General features: G+C 38.3%; 12 protein-coding genes, 1 tRNA gene and 1 other annotated feature. Of the genes, 12 read left to right on the top strand and 1 reads right to left on the bottom strand.

The genetic code is table 11. The features are described 5' to 3' along the window. Positions 1-68: 68 nt before the first annotated feature. On the bottom strand, positions 69-2,201 hold the full coding sequence (recQ, locus tag R4Z10_RS16810; protein WP_338470442.1) for a DNA helicase RecQ: 2,133 nt from the start codon (positions 2,199-2,201) through the stop codon (positions 69-71). 403 nt (positions 2,202-2,604) lie between these two features. Here recQ and R4Z10_RS16805 point away from each other — a divergent pair, with 403 nt between their 5' ends. From R4Z10_RS16805 to leuC, 12 genes are all read left to right on the top strand, one after another. Beyond that, positions 2,605-2,829, top strand: coding sequence for a response regulator transcription factor (locus tag R4Z10_RS16805; protein WP_338470441.1), 225 nt, complete (start codon positions 2,605-2,607; stop codon positions 2,827-2,829). Positions 2,830-2,989: 160 nt separating this feature from the next. Beyond that, positions 2,990-3,793 (top strand): glutamate racemase, encoded by an 804-nt coding sequence (gene racE, locus R4Z10_RS16800; protein WP_338470440.1) that lies wholly within the window; start codon positions 2,990-2,992, stop codon positions 3,791-3,793. Between the two features lie 122 nt (positions 3,794-3,915). Next, complete coding sequence (locus R4Z10_RS16795) at positions 3,916-4,995, top strand: GerMN domain-containing protein (protein WP_338470439.1); 1,080 nt, start codon at positions 3,916-3,918, stop codon at positions 4,993-4,995. 164 nt (positions 4,996-5,159) lie between these two features. Continuing rightward, positions 5,160-5,762: an XTP/dITP diphosphatase gene (locus tag R4Z10_RS16790; RefSeq protein ID WP_338470438.1), complete on the top strand. Its 603-nt coding sequence runs from the start codon at positions 5,160-5,162 to the stop codon at positions 5,760-5,762. Positions 5,763-5,959: 197 nt separating this feature from the next. Further along, entirely contained in the window at positions 5,960-6,475 is a 516-nt protein-coding gene (locus R4Z10_RS16785) for a metallophosphoesterase (RefSeq protein ID WP_338470437.1), read from the top strand. Positions 6,476-6,576: 101 nt separating this feature from the next. Further along, positions 6,577-6,653, top strand: a tRNA-Arg gene (locus R4Z10_RS16780). A gap of 337 nt (positions 6,654-6,990) precedes the next feature. Beyond that, positions 6,991-7,247: a binding site (T-box leader), on the top strand. Positions 7,248-7,491: 244 nt separating this feature from the next. Then, the gene (ilvB, locus tag R4Z10_RS16775) at positions 7,492-9,225 is read left to right on the top strand and encodes an acetolactate synthase large subunit (RefSeq protein ID WP_338470436.1); all 1,734 of its coding nucleotides are present in this window, start codon (positions 7,492-7,494) and stop codon (positions 9,223-9,225) included. After that, positions 9,221-9,733, top strand: coding sequence for an acetolactate synthase small subunit (gene ilvN, locus R4Z10_RS16770; protein WP_338473266.1), 513 nt, complete (start codon positions 9,221-9,223; stop codon positions 9,731-9,733). The genes ilvB and ilvN overlap by 5 nt, the downstream gene beginning before the upstream one ends. A 125-nt stretch (positions 9,734-9,858) precedes the next feature. Further along, positions 9,859-10,881 (top strand): ketol-acid reductoisomerase, encoded by a 1,023-nt coding sequence (gene ilvC / locus R4Z10_RS16765; protein WP_338470435.1) that lies wholly within the window; start codon positions 9,859-9,861, stop codon positions 10,879-10,881. Then, positions 10,868-12,400: a 2-isopropylmalate synthase gene (locus R4Z10_RS16760; RefSeq protein ID WP_338470434.1), complete on the top strand. Its 1,533-nt coding sequence runs from the start codon at positions 10,868-10,870 to the stop codon at positions 12,398-12,400. Before ilvC ends, R4Z10_RS16760 begins: the two co-directional genes overlap by 14 nt. A 161-nt stretch (positions 12,401-12,561) precedes the next feature. Continuing rightward, a complete protein-coding gene (gene leuB / locus R4Z10_RS16755; RefSeq protein ID WP_338473265.1) occupies positions 12,562-13,635 on the top strand; it encodes a 3-isopropylmalate dehydrogenase in 1,074 nt (357 codons plus the stop codon). Positions 13,636-13,969: 334 nt separating this feature from the next. After that, a complete protein-coding gene (leuC, locus tag R4Z10_RS16750) occupies positions 13,970-15,370 on the top strand; it encodes a 3-isopropylmalate dehydratase large subunit (RefSeq protein WP_338470433.1) in 1,401 nt (466 codons plus the stop codon). Positions 15,371-15,378 lie beyond the last annotated feature (8 nt).

The following is a 15,378-nucleotide window of genomic DNA, read 5'->3' as shown; positions in this document are numbered from 1 at the left end:
ATTCGGTGGGACGAATTTGATTCAATCGAAAAAGCCTGCACAATTGAGTGCAGGCTTTTCCATTGATGTTAAGTCATTTGACTCTTACAAATAACCGCTTGAATAACAAAATAGTCGACTTCTCCATTTAAAGCTTCCCAAATCGGTTTAAGTTTGTCGGTTTCCATTTCACTGAGGATTTCTAAAACTTTAATCTCTGTATCTTTATTAAAAATTTCGTCCCAATTTAATTCATGACCTTCTTCAGCACTTCGTAGAATATGTTTTTGAATCGTTATTTTTGATAACTTTCGTTCCTTGGCGATTTCCTCTATCGTTTTTCCGTTAATATACCACTCGTAGGAAATGAGGTGACTTGGCTGGCTATTGTCTCTATCATCGTCTCTTGAAATTTGGATAGGAGCAACTTGAATTTGATGTGTTTCAACAAATTCCTTTATTTTATCAATAAAGGCTTGCCCGTATTTAGAAAACTTCGCTTGACCAACACCCTTTATGCCGAGCATCGAAGCTTCATCAACTGGAAAATATCGACTCATTTCTTTAAGGGTTGTATCAGAGAAAATGATAAAAGGTGGTACCCCTTCCTCAGCTGCAATTTGTTTTCGAAGAAGGCGAAGAGTTTCAAATAAGTCTTGATTTTCCTCCTGTGCATTTGACTCGATAACAGGTGTAACAGACTTTTTCATCGAGACGGTTTCTTCTCCTTTAAGAACAGCGACGGCTTTTGGGGCAATTTTAATAACTGGATATTTTCCGTCTGTTAAAAGCAGATAATCTTCTGAAAGCAGATAATTAATCATATCTACAATATCTTTTTCTCTATACGTTCGTAATAAGCCATAGGTTGATAGTTCTTGAAATCCTAGTTCGCGGATTCTTTTTTGATTTGAACCTTTTAACACTTGTGCAATTAATGTAGCGCCAAATCGTTCTCCCATCCGTTTACAGCAAGAAAAAATCATTTGCGCTTCACGGGTGATGTCCACTTTTTCCCGATGATCGAGACAATTACTGCATTTACGACAAGTCATTTCAGGGCTGTTTTCATCAAAGTAATGAATAATATATGATTGAAGACACTCCTCTGTATGGCAGTATCTGACCATTTGATTCAGTTTATGATATTCTTGTTCTCGCTTTTCATAATTAAGATGACTTTCTTCGATCAAAAACTTTTGTAATTGAATATCCTGTTTGGAGAATAACAAATAGCATTCACTTTCTTCTCCATCCCGTCCTGCCCGTCCTGCTTCCTGGTAATAGGCTTCAATATTTTTCGGTAAATTATAATGAATAACAAATCGAACATTGGATTTATCAATCCCCATCCCAAAGGCATTTGTCGCAATCATGATTTCCTTTTCATCATAGACAAATTGATCTTGGGCATCTTTACGCTCTTCTTCCCGAAGGCCGGCATGATATTTTGCGGCTGAAAAGCCTTGGAGTGATAAAAAGTTATACAATCCATCTGTTTCTTTTCGACTAGAAGTATATATAATTCCAGATTGTTTCGGATGCTGACGAAGATAGTTCACAATAAAGTCCCGCTTATTTACGCCTTTCATCACGTGAAAGGATAAATTTTCACGGGCAAATCCTGTTTGAAATGTATCGTCAGAATGGATTTGCAATAATGTCTGGATATCTTGTGCCACATTGGCAGTGGCTGTGGCGGTTAATGCAACAATCACAGGGTTTTGATTTATTTTCTGTAAGGAAGTGACAATCGAGCGGTAGCTTGGTCTAAAATCATGTCCCCATTGTGAGATACAATGCGCCTCATCAAAGGCGATTAAAGGGATGTCGATTGAATTTAACACATCAACAAAATAATCAGAATCAAAACGTTCGGGAGCTACATATACAAGTTTGAAAGCACCTTGTCGAATACGGGTAATTCGATCATTGAGTTCTGCTTGATTGATGGAGCTATTAATAAAAGTAGCTGGAATATCAGAAGCGGTTAAAGCATCCACTTGGTCTTTCATAAGTGAAATGAGCGGGGAAATAACGATTGTAGTTCCTGGGAATTGAAGAGCTGGGATTTGAAAACAGAGCGATTTTCCACCACCTGTTGGCAAAATACCAAGTGTGTTTTTTCGATTAAAAATGTTTCCGATGATCTCCTCCTGTCCTTTTCTAAAATCGCTGTACCCAAAATATTCCTGTAAGACGGTTTTAGCTTCAGTTATCAATTGAATTCACCTCTCTGTAATTAATACTAGTTTACCATTGAACATGCCTCTTTGATAAGACTGTTTTTGATATACCTATAAAGGGAAACTTCCATCAGTGGATTTTCTAACATCACCTACTGAGGGGGAGTCACGCAATGCCTGATTGATTTATCTAATGGCTAAAGCCCAAAGATAAATTTTATTTCAGCAGTTGATCTCCCACCTATCTTTTAATAATACTTAGAGTCTTGAGGTAGGGTCTTACAGCCTGTTAAGCCTTATAATTAATGACAAATACCCATTTTACTCAAACCTTGATAAAGATAGTCACTATAACAGCGATTCTCACATAAGATATCGTGACTAAATATATACCCATCCCGCAGTTTATAGCTGGCAGAGGCAAGGAGGGTTACAATACTTGAAGGAGAATGATTATACTCACAAGCCATTACTCACCAAACGGGAGAGAGAAGTCTTTGAACTGTTAGTACAAGATAAAACAACAAAAGAAATCGCGGGAGAATTATTTATCAGCGAGAAAACAGTTCGAAACCACATTTCAAATGCCATGCAAAAATTAGGCGTAAAGGGGCGTTCTCAAGCAGTTATTGAGCTCCTTCGTATGGGAGAGCTAAAGCTTTAGAATTAACTGGTATCCTGTTTACAGGATACCAGTTAAATACTTTTCGGGCTTACTACAATTAGAAATGTATATGTAATATAATTGTTCTTGAATTATATATAAAAAAGATAGAAAATAGGAAGGGCAATTTTGTATCTTATAGTAGTAGGAGAAGGTAAGCTTGAAAAGACCAATTGGAGTTATTGATTCGGGCGTAGGTGGTTTAACGGTCGCTAAGGAAATTATGCGCCAGCTGCCAAACGAACAAATTATCTATTTAGGTGATACAGCCCGCTGTCCATATGGGCCGCGGCCTGTGGAAGAAGTAAAAGCTTTTACATGGCAGATGACGAAGTTTTTGCTAGAAAAGAATATTAAAATGTTAGTCATTGCCTGTAACACCGCAACCGCCGTTGTACTTGATGAAATCAGACATGAACTATCTATTCCCGTTCTTGGAGTGATTCATCCTGGGGCAAGGGCTGCGATTAAGGCTACGCGAAATCGCCAAATTGGTGTTATTGGCACGGTAGGTACAGTCAAAAGTGCTGCCTATGAAAAAGCATTGAAACAAATCAATAAAAGAGCAAAAGTGGCATCGTTGGCTTGCCCTAAATTTGTTCCCCTTGTAGAAAGTGGGGAGTATGCGGGCCATGTGGCGGAAAAAATTGTAGCGGAAACCTTACATCCCCTCAAGGATAAAGGACTTGATACATTAATTCTAGGTTGCACGCATTACCCGTTATTAGAACCCGTCATCCAAAATGTGATGGGCAATAGTGTGAAAGTGATAAGCTCAGGGGAAGAAACAGCAAGAGAGGTTAGTACAATTCTTTTCCATAGTGGCTTATTAAACATAGAGGATAGAGAATCAGATGCAGAACATATTTTTTATACAACAGGATCGAAAAAAATGTTCTCAAAAATTGCTTCAGACTGGCTAGAAGAACCAACGGAAAAAGTGGTATCTATTAAATTATCTTAAGAATCTCAGGATGGTAGTGAGGTTCTATTTTTTGGCTATTACATATTTTTGTCCAAAGACGGTCTAATTTTTATAAACAGCTCGTATATATGAAGTACAAACTGTCTTTGGAGGGATTTATTATGCCTAAGTCAAAATATAAGATTACATTAGCATTATGTGTTGTAGGTACAGCTTTATTTTTATCCGGTTGTGGGCTTATAGGTGGAGATGATAAAGCGGTAAAAATTGATCCGCCTCAAGATGTAACTTATACGGACGAAGACGTGGAAGTGACAGAACAAGAGGCTGAAGAAGAAGTGACAAAGGAAACAGATGAAAAAGCCGTTGAGGAAACAATTAAAACAGAACTTTATTTGATTGATAAAAATGGCTATGTTGTGCCGCAAACAATTGATTTGCCAAAAACAGAATCGATTGCTACACTTGCACTGGAATATCTGGTGAAAAATGGACCTATAACGGAAATGCTTCCAAATGGATTCCAAGCCGTGATCCCTGCGGATACAAAGTTAAGTGTCAATGTGAAGGATAAGGTAGCGACGGTTGATTTTTCAAATGAATTTAAAGAGTATCAAGCAGAGGATGAGGAGAAAATTCTTCAATCCATCACATGGACGTTAACTCAGTTTGATTCAATAGATAAGGTTAAATTGCAACTGAACGGGCATCCGCTTGAAGAAATGCCCGTAAATGGAACACCGATTAATACCGAGTTATCTAGAAAAGATGGGATTAACTTGGATACATCACATGTTGCAGACTTAACCAATACAAAACCAGTTACGGTTTATTTTATTGGCGGAGAGAAGGATAGTTATTATTATGTTCCTGTTACAAAACGTGTGAGTAATTCCATCGACGACAATATTACAGCTGCTGTGAACGAGCTTATTGATGGTCCTGGCGTTTCCTCAAATCTATTAAATGAATTTAGATCAGAGGCTAAATTAATAGACGAGGCAAAGGTAGAAGATGGCCAAGTAACACTTAATTTCGATGAATCCATTTATAGTAGTTTTGAGGAAAAGAAGATTTCTGAACATGTATTAAATACACTTGTCCTATCTTTAACAGAACAACCTGGTATTGAAAGTGTAGCAGTGACAGTAAATGGTAAAGCGGAACTAATGGATGAAGAGGGCAAAAAAATAACGGAACCAGTCTCACGTCCGGAAAAAGTAAACACTGGTAGTTATTAACAGTTTTTTGATATAATATAAAAAGATCAATTCGAAAGGGTGGGCAGGGATGCCGACTCTTGTTCTTTTTGTATTAACTGCTAGTTGGTAGCTTTTAGTTGGTTAGAAAAGTTAAAGCCTAACTAACTAGCCAACTAACCAACCACTATTAAAGGAGATTCAACATGAAAAGCGTGATCATCGCAACTAAAAATGCCGGAAAGGCAAAAGACTTTCAAAAGATATTGGGACCATATGGTGTAGAAGTTAAAACACTGTTGGATTTCCCGGCGATTGATGATGTCGAGGAAACAGGTGAAACATTTGAAGAAAATGCAATTTTAAAAGCGGAGGCCATTTGTAAAAAGTTTAATGAAGTCGTAATCGCAGATGATTCAGGTGTGGTGATTGATGCACTTGATGGCAGGCCTGGTGTTTATTCTGCGCGTTATGCAGGAGAAGATAAGAACGATGAGGCCAATAATGATAAAGTACTAAAGGAAATGGCGGAAGTTCCAGAAAAAGACCGTGGTGCCAGGTTTTATTGTGCGATTGCAGTAGCTCAACCAGGAAAGCCTACAATAATCGTCAATGGAACTTGTGAAGGGGTGATCCTCTTTGAAAGAAGAGGGACAAACGGTTTCGGATACGATCCGATCTTTTATGTGTCATCTATGGAAAAATCAATGGCTGAGCTAACCCCGGAAGAGAAAAATCAAATCAGTCATCGGGCAGTTGCGATGAAAAAATTGGAAACACAGCTAACTGAACTTTTTAAGAAAAGCTGATTTCGTAAAGTTTGTTGTTAAAATTTAAAGGCCAATTTTAACGTGGACATAGCTTTTGCCTGGCTTTGAATTCAGTTTGCAGCTCTTTTCTCTTCTGATAAACCTTGATACACAGTAAAAAACTAAGTTTTTATACTATAAGCAACAATGTCTGAGAAAAGAGCCTTAAGAAATGATTTCTAGAAAGGATATCAAAAATGAAGGTCCTAATTGTTAGTGATAGTCATGGCTTAACGAGTGAACTGGAAAAAATATACGAAAAACACCAGAATGAAGTTCAATTATTCATTCATTGTGGGGATTCCGAATTAGAACCTGATCATCCTGCAATGAAAAATTATGTCGTTGTGGGAGGAAATTGTGATTTTGATGAAAGACTTTTAGAGGAAATTTTGGAAAATGTCGGTAATAAGACGATTTTTATTACTCATGGACACAAGTATTCTGTAAAGTCGAACCTCATGAACATTGCCTACAAAGCGAAAGAAGTCGGAGCTAACATTGTTTGCTTTGGTCATTCTCATTATTTAGGTGCTGAAATGGATCGAGGAATCCTCTTTATCAATCCAGGAAGTATTCGGTTGCCGCGTGGAAGAATAGAAAAAACTTATGTAATCCTGGATATGGGTGAAAAAGAATACCAACTTCATATTTTTGACCTTGAAAAAGGTGAACTACCAGGATTAACACAAACCTTTCTCTACCAAGAATAAACGGTAGAGAAAGGACCTATTGGATTAAAATATTTCAATAACAGTTGACAATCTAATCTAAAGGAAATATAATAATTATTGTTCTTGGTTCTTGAAAAAATGTCCCAGTAGCTCAGCTGGATAGAGCATACGCCTTCTAAGCGTACGGTCGGGAGTTCGAATCTCTCCTGGGACGCCATCATACATATCAGTATATAAACTCACCTAACTTTTTGGGTGAGTTATTTTTTTGTCTAAAAATCATGATTGTATCCATAACATCCAAACTTTTTTAAAAAATAATAAAAAATTTATAGTTATCCAAACATTGATACTACCAGAATGTAAACGGATACAACAGTTTGTGATTTCTGTCTATTTTAAATAATTTTTTTGTTTGGCCTTGACTACTTTGAAAATTAAGCGTAAGATGATTTCAACAAACAAGTTAATCCAAATTTCAAAGCGACCTTCAAACAAATTCGCTTGAAAATTTAAAACATTATTATTCTTTCTGGACATATACTTACTATTAAGAAAAAGTGATGAAGAGGACAAGTAATTTCTTACGTTTGATTGCCAAGAGAGCCGGGGTAGCTGGGAACCGGTGAATCGCGTATTAAATGAACTCACCTCTGAATGCTTATCTGAACAACAATTTGTTTATTAAGATAAGCCGAGTGTACGACACTCGTTACCAAAACGAACAACTAAGTTGTTCTTGAGTGTACGCTTTTTGCGTAAACGAGGGTGGTACCGTGGAACAGGTTCTCAAAGCCTTTTCATCCCTTAGCTATTAAACTGGCTGATTAGGGATGAAAGGGCTTTTTATATTTTTCAAAAGTTTTGCTCAGCGCCTGACTCTTCTTGGGTCATAAGTCAATCGGTCTAGAAGGTGAGAAACAAACTTCTAGCCTACTCGTCTTATGCTGACGGAGCTAGCATCAAGGAAAGTTTCCTTGAGGTGCTTCGCAGGAACAAAAGGGTTTTTGTTCCGAAGGCGCTTGCGCATTTCTATTAAAGAGGAGGTATAATCCATGTTGCAGAAAACTGCCTTGACCAACACTGAAAACCAGCAACAAGTGGTTAGTGGGGCTGAACTATTTATTAAGGCGTTGGAAAGAGAAAATGTAGAAGTTATTTTTGGTTACCCAGGTGGTGCTGTTTTACCTATATATGATTCAATCTATGATACGAAGATTCGCCATATTTTACCACGTCATGAACAAGGTGGAATTCATGCGGCAGAGGGTTATGCACGAATTACTGGTAAACCAGGAGTGGTGATTGCGACATCTGGACCAGGAGCAACTAATTTGGTAACGGGAATTGCGGATGCAATGATGGATTCACTACCAATGGTAATCTTCACAGGCCAGGTTGCTACTAGTTTAATCGGATCAGATGCATTCCAAGAAGCGGATGTTCTAGGAATTACAACACCGATTACGAAGCATAATTATCAGGTGCGTAACATTGAAGATATCCCTCGAATTATTAAAGAGGCATTTTATATTGCTTCATCAGGTCGTCCGGGTCCGGTATTAATTGATTTTCCGAAAGATATTGCAACCGGTAAGGTTAATTATAAGGAAGATGATCAAGAAGTGAATCTTCCAGGTTATCAACCAAAGACTGTTCCTAATTATTTACAAATCCGTAAGTTAACTGAAGCGGTAAGCTCGGCGAAAAAGCCTGTTATCTTAGCAGGTGCAGGTGTTCTTCACTCAAAAGCGACAGAAGAATTGAAAAATTATGTAGAACAACAACAAATTCCGGTTGTTCACACATTGCTTGGCTTAGGCGGTTTCCCAGCGGATCACGAATTATTTATCGGTCTAGGTGGAATGCACGGTTGTTACGCCGCAAACATGGCGATGTATGAAGCAGATCTTCTAATTAATATCGGTGCTCGATTTGATGACCGATTAACAGGAAATCTAAAACACTTTGCACCAAATGCAACGGTGGCTCACATTGATATTGACCCAGCTGAAATTGGGAAAAATATCCCAACGACCATTCCAGTTGTAGCAGATGCAAAAGAAGCGTTGAAACAATTAATTAGTCAAGACGGAAAACCTCCTGTACATCAAGAGTGGGTGGAACAAATCAATCAATGGAATAAAGAGTATCCTTACTTCTATAATGAAAATTCAGATTTAGGATATATCAAGCCGCAAAAAGTTTTTGAAATGATTTATGAAAAAACGAACGGTGAAGCGATTGTTGTAACAGATGTCGGTCAGCACCAAATGTGGGCTGCACAATATTACCGTTTCAACAAAGCGGATAAATGGGTAACATCTGGTGGTCTTGGTACAATGGGCTTTGGGCTCCCAGCAAGTATTGGAGCTCAGCTTGCGGCTCCGGATGAGACAGTTGTTATGTTCTCAGGTGATGGCGGGTTCCAAATGTGTTTACAAGAACTACAAGTAATTAGTGAACACAAATTGCCAATCAAAATGGTAATCATTAATAACCAATCACTTGGAATGGTTAGACAGTGGCAGGAGTTATTCTATGAAGAACGCTACTCACATAGCTTGATTCCTAGTCAGCCGGATTTCGTGAAATTAGCGGAGGCATATGGAATTAAAGGCTATCAAATCAACACGAATGAAGAGGCAGATACGATTTTAAACGAAGTACTACACAACGATGAGCCTGTTTTACTAGATTTTAGAGTTGAACCTAAAGAATGTGTATATCCAATGATCGCACCAGGAAAAGGACTACATGAGATGGAAGGTGTTAAGCCAAATGATTAAAAGAATTATTAGTTTAACCGTTCTTAATCAACCAGGCGTGCTGAACCGAATTACCAATTTATTTTCAAAAAGAAATTATAATATTGACAGTATTTCGGTAGGGCCTACAGAACATGAAGGTGTTTCTAGAATTACCTGTGTTGTTCAAGTAGAAAATGAGAACATTATTGAGCAAATTACAAAGCAATTAAACAAACAAGTCGATGTCTTAAAGGTGATTGATATCACCGATCAATCGATTGTATCCCGTGAGTTGGCACTCATTAAAGTTCAAACTTTACCGAATACACGGAATGAAATTTATTCATTGATTGAACCGTTTCGGGCATCAATTGTTGATGTAAGTAAAGATAGCATTGTGATCCAAATTACAGGTGAAACTGATAAAATTGAAGCCTTTATTGAATTGATTAAACCATTTGGAATTAAAGAAATGGCAAGAACTGGTACAACTGCATTTCCAAGAGGAATGCAAATCCATGGCACTCAGAAACTTAATATTGTATAACACATCGTTTCCTATTCCTACTTGGCAAAGTATTAATAATATCTCCAAATAGGTAATCTAAGAAATGATTGTATAAATAATTCTAAAAATATATAAAACTATGATAAGAGAAGGGGTTTTTAACAATGGCAAAAATGTACTATAACGGAGATGCAAACGCAGAATTTTTAAATGGGAAAACAGTAGCAGTGATTGGATATGGCTCACAAGGTCATGCACACTCTTTAAATATGAAGGAAAGCGGAGTTAATGTTATTATCGGTCTTCGTAAAGGTCGTTCATGGGATCGTGCAGTAGAAGCTGGTTTTGAAGTATTATCAGTTGGTGAAGCAACAGCAAAAGCGGATGTAGTTATGATCCTTTTACCAGACGAACAACAAGCTAAAGTTTATAAGGAAGAAATTGAACCAAATCTTAAAGGTCAAGCGTTAATGTTTGCTCATGGATTCAACGTTCACTTTAACCAAATCGTACCACCAGCAGACAGTGATGTTCTATTAGTAGCTCCTAAAGGACCAGGACACTTAGTAAGAAGAACTTACACTGAAGGTGCTGGAGTACCAGCTATTTTCGCTATCTATCAAGATGTTACTGGAAAAGCACAAGAATTAGCATTAGCTTACGCAAAGGCAATCGGTTCTTTACGTGCTGGAGCAATTGAAACAACATTTAAAGAAGAAACTGAAACAGATCTATTCGGTGAGCAAGCAGTTCTTTGCGGTGGATTAACATCTTTAATTAAAGCTGGTTTTGAAACACTTGTTGAAGCTGGCTACCAACCAGAAGTTGCTTACTTCGAATGTTTACATGAAATGAAATTAATCGTTGACCTAATTTATGAAGGCGGAATGGAAAACATGCGCTACTCTATTTCTGATACAGCAGAATGGGGAGACTTTGTAAGTGGACCACGCGTTGTAGATGCAAGAGTTAAAGAAACAATGAAAGAAGTTCTTAAAGACATTCAAGATGGTAAATTTGCAAAAGGTTGGATCTCAGAAAACCAAGCAAATCGTCCAATGTACACGGCAATTAAAAATCGTGAAAATGAACACCAAATTGAAGTGGTTGGCCGTGAGTTAAGAAAAATGATGCCATTCGTCAACGACGCTAAACAGAAAGAAGTGGTGGGTAGTGCAAAGAATTAAGATTTATGACACGACACTTCGAGATGGGGAACAGACACCAGGGGTTAATCTTAATTTTTCCGAAAAACTAGAAATCGCTAAACAATTAGAACGTTTAAATGTAGATGTTATTGAGGCGGGCTTTCCAGCCGCCTCAAAAGGTGATGCAGCAGCTGTTCAAAAGATCGCCCAAAGTGTCAAAAATAGTACAGTAACAGGCTTAGCCCGTTGTACACAAAAAGATATGGACATTGCATGGGAAGCGTTAAAGGATGGGGTAAACCCAAGACTTCATATCTTCTTAGCAACTTCGCCCATTCACCGTGAATATAAGTTAAAAATGTCTAAAGAACAAGTGGTTGAACAGTCTGTAGCGGCTGTGAAATATGCAGCAGCAAAGTTTCCGGTTGTTCAATGGTCTGCTGAAGATGCAAGCAGAACAGAGTTAGACTTTTTAGCAGAGATTGTTGAGAAAGTGATCCAAGCTGGTGCAAATGTTATAAACATTCCTGATACCGTTGGATATGGCACACCTTATGATTATGGTCAAATTTTTAAATACTTAAAACAAAATGTTCCTTCTATTGATAAAGTAGATTTATCTACTCACTGTCATGATGATTTAGGAATGGCTGTTGCCAACTCATTGGCTGCGGTAGAAAATGGGGCAACACAAGTCGAAGGTACAATCAACGGAATTGGTGAGCGTGCCGGAAATACAGCTTTAGAAGAAGTAGCTTTAGCGCTTCGAATCAGAAATGATTATTACAAAGCGGATACACGTCTTGTGTTACAGGAAATCAGCCGTACAAGTACGATTGTCAGCAAATTAACGGGGATGGTTGTTCCAGCAAACAAAGCTGTTGTTGGTGCGAACGCCTTTGCTCATGAATCTGGAATTCACCAAGATGGAGTATTAAAGGAAAAATCAACCTATGAGATTATTTCACCTGAATTAGTTGGATTCTCCTCAAATAACTTAGTTCTTGGTAAACATTCAGGACGTCATGCTTTTACAAATCGCTTAGAAGAACTAGGCTTTGTTATCGAAGAAGACGAAGTAAATGAATTATTTGCTGCCTTTAAAGACTTGGCGGATCGCAAAAAAGAAATGACAGATGACGATTTAGTTGCACTTGTTTTAGAAAACAAAATCTCTAAAGATGATCAATATTATCAGTTAGTGAATGTTTCTGTTCAAAGTAATGAAAATGAACATACGGCAACCATTACCCTAACTAATAATAATGAAAATATTACGGAAACAGGTTCTGCTAAAGGCAGTGTAGAAGCCGTATACAACACTTTAGAGAAAATGGTTGATGAATCAGTCAACTTATTAGATTATCGAATTCAATCTGTTGGCGGCGGCAGAGATGCCCTTGCCCAAGTATTTGTAAAAATGCGTTGTGCGGATATGGACACAAGCGGCCGCGGTCTCGCACAGGATGTTATTGAGGCGTCTGCAAAGGCATACTTAAATGCAATCAACAGAGTCCTTTATTTAAAGGAAAACAACGAATCTGAGTTAGTAAATTAAAATACATCGGGCTGACTTATATAGAAAAGTTGAGACAGTAGTAGCTTAAAGGCTATTGTCAGTTTTTCTAAATAATGTCAGCCCTGTTTAAAAAATCGAATATAAAAAATGTTCTAATGAAAACAACGACATTAGTAAGAGATATGACGGAGGGATTGACAATGGAGAAGCGAATCGCAGTATTGCCAGGGGATGGAATTGGTAAAGAAGTCATTCAGGGTGCGATTGAAATTTTACAAGCAATAGGTGAACGCTACAATCACCAATTTTCATTTACATATGGGGAAATCGGAGGATCTGCCGTTGATTCTGCAGGAGTACCATTACCAGACGAAACCATCAGCCTATGCAAAGAAAGCGATGCGATTCTTCTAGGAGCTGTAGGTGGTCCTAAATGGGAAACACTACCGGTTCATCTTCGTCCTGAACAAGGGTTATTAAAAATTCGTAAAGAATTAAATTTATTCGCTAACTTACGCCCAACTGCTTACTTTGCTAGTCTAGCAGATTCATCACCGCTTCGTAAAGAGGTTATCGAAGGTGTGGATATGCTAATGGTTCGGGAATTAACTGGAGGAATTTACTTTGGAAAACCGAGCGAACGTAGAGAGGTAGAAGGCAAAGAAGTAGTTGTCGATACATTATATTATGAACGTTATGAAATTGAACGAGTGATTAAACAAGCGTTCGAATTAGCAAAAACGAGAAGCAAAAGAGTGACTTCTGTTGATAAGGCAAATGTTTTAGAGTCAAGCCGGATGTGGAGAGAAGTTGCCATCGAAATCAGCAAAGATTATCCGGATGTAACACTTGAACATATGTTGGTTGATAATGCAGCGATGCAATTAGTTCGGAATCCTAAACAATTTGATGTGGTCGTAACGGAAAATATGTTTGGAGATATTTTAAGTGATGAAGCTTCCGTTCTAACTGGATCACTTGGCATGCTGCCATCCGCAAGTATTTCAGAAAATGGCCCTTATTTATTCGAGCCGATTCATGGTTCAGCCCCAGATATTGCAGGTAAAAACATCGCAAATCCATTAGCTACGATTCTATCAGCAGCCATGATGCTGCGAGTTTCATTTGGCTTACAAGAAGAGGCCGATGCAATTGAAAAAGCCGTTAATGCCGTGCTAGATGCAGGCTATAGAACGGGAGACTTAATGTCAGAAGGTAAGACAAAGGTGTCTACAACTGAAATGGTCCAACAGGTTAAAGCTGCTTTAGCATAATTGGAAATGATCATACATTGTTATTTTGAATCTTTGAATCTATCATTATATTAATGTGAATAATCTAAAGCTTGAGGCTTTATTGACGATATAAAAGAGAACAGTCTAGCTCCAACGCCTAGCGACTAGTGGACTTCCCATCCTTCCGCAACGATTGCGTCAACATCGATTCACACTACGTGTTCATCGTGTTTTCCTTTATCTCAGAGGGAGGAACATCGACTAAAAAGCTGCAACGTCCTGTTGCAAACGTCGATGTCAGCACATCCTGTGCAAGTCAGTCCATACGTCGCTGGACAAGGCGCTTCCGCTTTTCAATTTAGGGGGGATTATGATGGGAAAATCAGTTATTGATAAAGTTTGGGAAAAGCATATCGTTCATCAAGAAGAAGGTAAACCAGATTTACTATATGTTGATTTGCATTTAGTTCATGAAGTGACATCACCACAAGCATTCTCGGGACTAAGAATGAAAAACCGTAAAGTTAGACGCCCAGATAAAACCTTTGCGACAATGGATCATAATGTTCCAACGATAAATCGTCATATCATTGATGATGAGGTTGCTAAAAACCAGATGACAACACTAGAGAAAAACTGTAAGGAATTTGGAGTTCCATTAGCTGGAATTGACAGCCCAGAACAAGGGATTGTCCATGTCATTGGCCCTGAACTTGGTTTAACCCAACCGGGAAAAACGATCGTTTGTGGGGACAGCCATACATCTACACATGGTGCCTTTGGTGCCTTAGCATTTGGAATCGGAACAAGTGAAGTAGAACACGTACTAGCAACGCAAACGATTTGGCAATCAAAACCAAAAACATTAAAACTTGAAATCAATGGAAGCTTACAAGAAGGTGTGACTTCAAAGGATGTCATTCTTTATGTTATTGCAAAACATGGAATTGGTTTTGGAACCGGTCATGTCATTGAATATTGCGGTGAAGCGATTCGCAACATGAGTATGGAAGAACGCATGACGATCTGCAACATGTCAATTGAGGGTGGAGCAAGAGCGGGTCTAGTTTCTCCAGACGAAACGACTTTCTCCTATATAAAAGGAAGAAAGTACGCGCCGAAAAACTTTGATGAAGCCGTGGCTGCATGGAAAGAACTTGCCTCAGATGAAAATGCTGTTTATGACAAAACAATTGTCATTGATGCGAATGACATTGAACCAATGGTTAGCTGGGGTACAAATCCATCGATGACTTCAAAAGTCAGCGAAAGCATTCCTACTTTAGCCGAGTGTAAAGATGAAACTGAGCGTAGAGCTTTAGAAAGTGCCCTTCAATATATGGGCTTAAAAGAAGGCCAGAAAATTGAAGATATTGAAATTCAACATGTCTTTATCGGTTCCTGCACAAACTCTCGTATCGAGGACTTACGAGCAGCGGCAGAAGTAGCAAAAGACAAAAAAGTTCACCCATCTGTTCGCGCTTTAGTTGTACCAGGTTCACAACAAGTGAAAAAGCAAGCTGAACAAGAAGGATTAGATCAAATTTTTGTTACAGCTGGTTTTGAATGGCGCGATGCTGGATGTAGTATGTGTTTAAGTATGAACAATGACATTGTTCCTGCTGGTGAACACTGTGCATCTACTTCAAATCGTAACTTTGAGGGCAGACAAGGATCAGGAGCAAGAACTCACTTAGTAAGTCCAGCTATGGCGGCAAATGCAGCGATTCATGGAAAATTTGTAGATATCCGTAAAACATCAGTAGTAGGGTAAGGGGGAAA

The organism is Niallia sp. XMNu-256, assembly GCF_036670015.1.
In the GTDB taxonomy this organism is placed as follows: Bacteria; Bacillota; Bacilli; order Bacillales; family Cytobacillaceae; genus Bacillus_BD.
This window is presented reverse-complemented; position numbering and strand designations above follow the sequence as displayed.

What these genes read in the sequence shown, in the direction of transcription:
- ilvC (WP_338470435.1), top strand. Translation starts at nt 9,859, where the DNA reads ATGGCAAAAATGTACTATAACGGAGATGCAAACGCAGAATTTTTAAAT.
- R4Z10_RS16795 (WP_338470439.1), top strand. Translation starts at nt 3,916, where the DNA reads ATGCCTAAGTCAAAATATAAGATTACATTAGCATTATGTGTTGTAGGT.
- R4Z10_RS16790 (WP_338470438.1), top strand. Translation starts at nt 5,160, where the DNA reads ATGAAAAGCGTGATCATCGCAACTAAAAATGCCGGAAAGGCAAAAGAC.
- leuC (WP_338470433.1), top strand. Translation starts at nt 13,970, where the DNA reads ATGGGAAAATCAGTTATTGATAAAGTTTGGGAAAAGCATATCGTTCAT.
- ilvB (WP_338470436.1), top strand. Translation starts at nt 7,492, where the DNA reads ATGTTGCAGAAAACTGCCTTGACCAACACTGAAAACCAGCAACAAGTG.
- R4Z10_RS16785 (WP_338470437.1), top strand. Translation starts at nt 5,960, where the DNA reads ATGAAGGTCCTAATTGTTAGTGATAGTCATGGCTTAACGAGTGAACTG.
- leuB (WP_338473265.1), top strand. Translation starts at nt 12,562, where the DNA reads ATGGAGAAGCGAATCGCAGTATTGCCAGGGGATGGAATTGGTAAAGAA.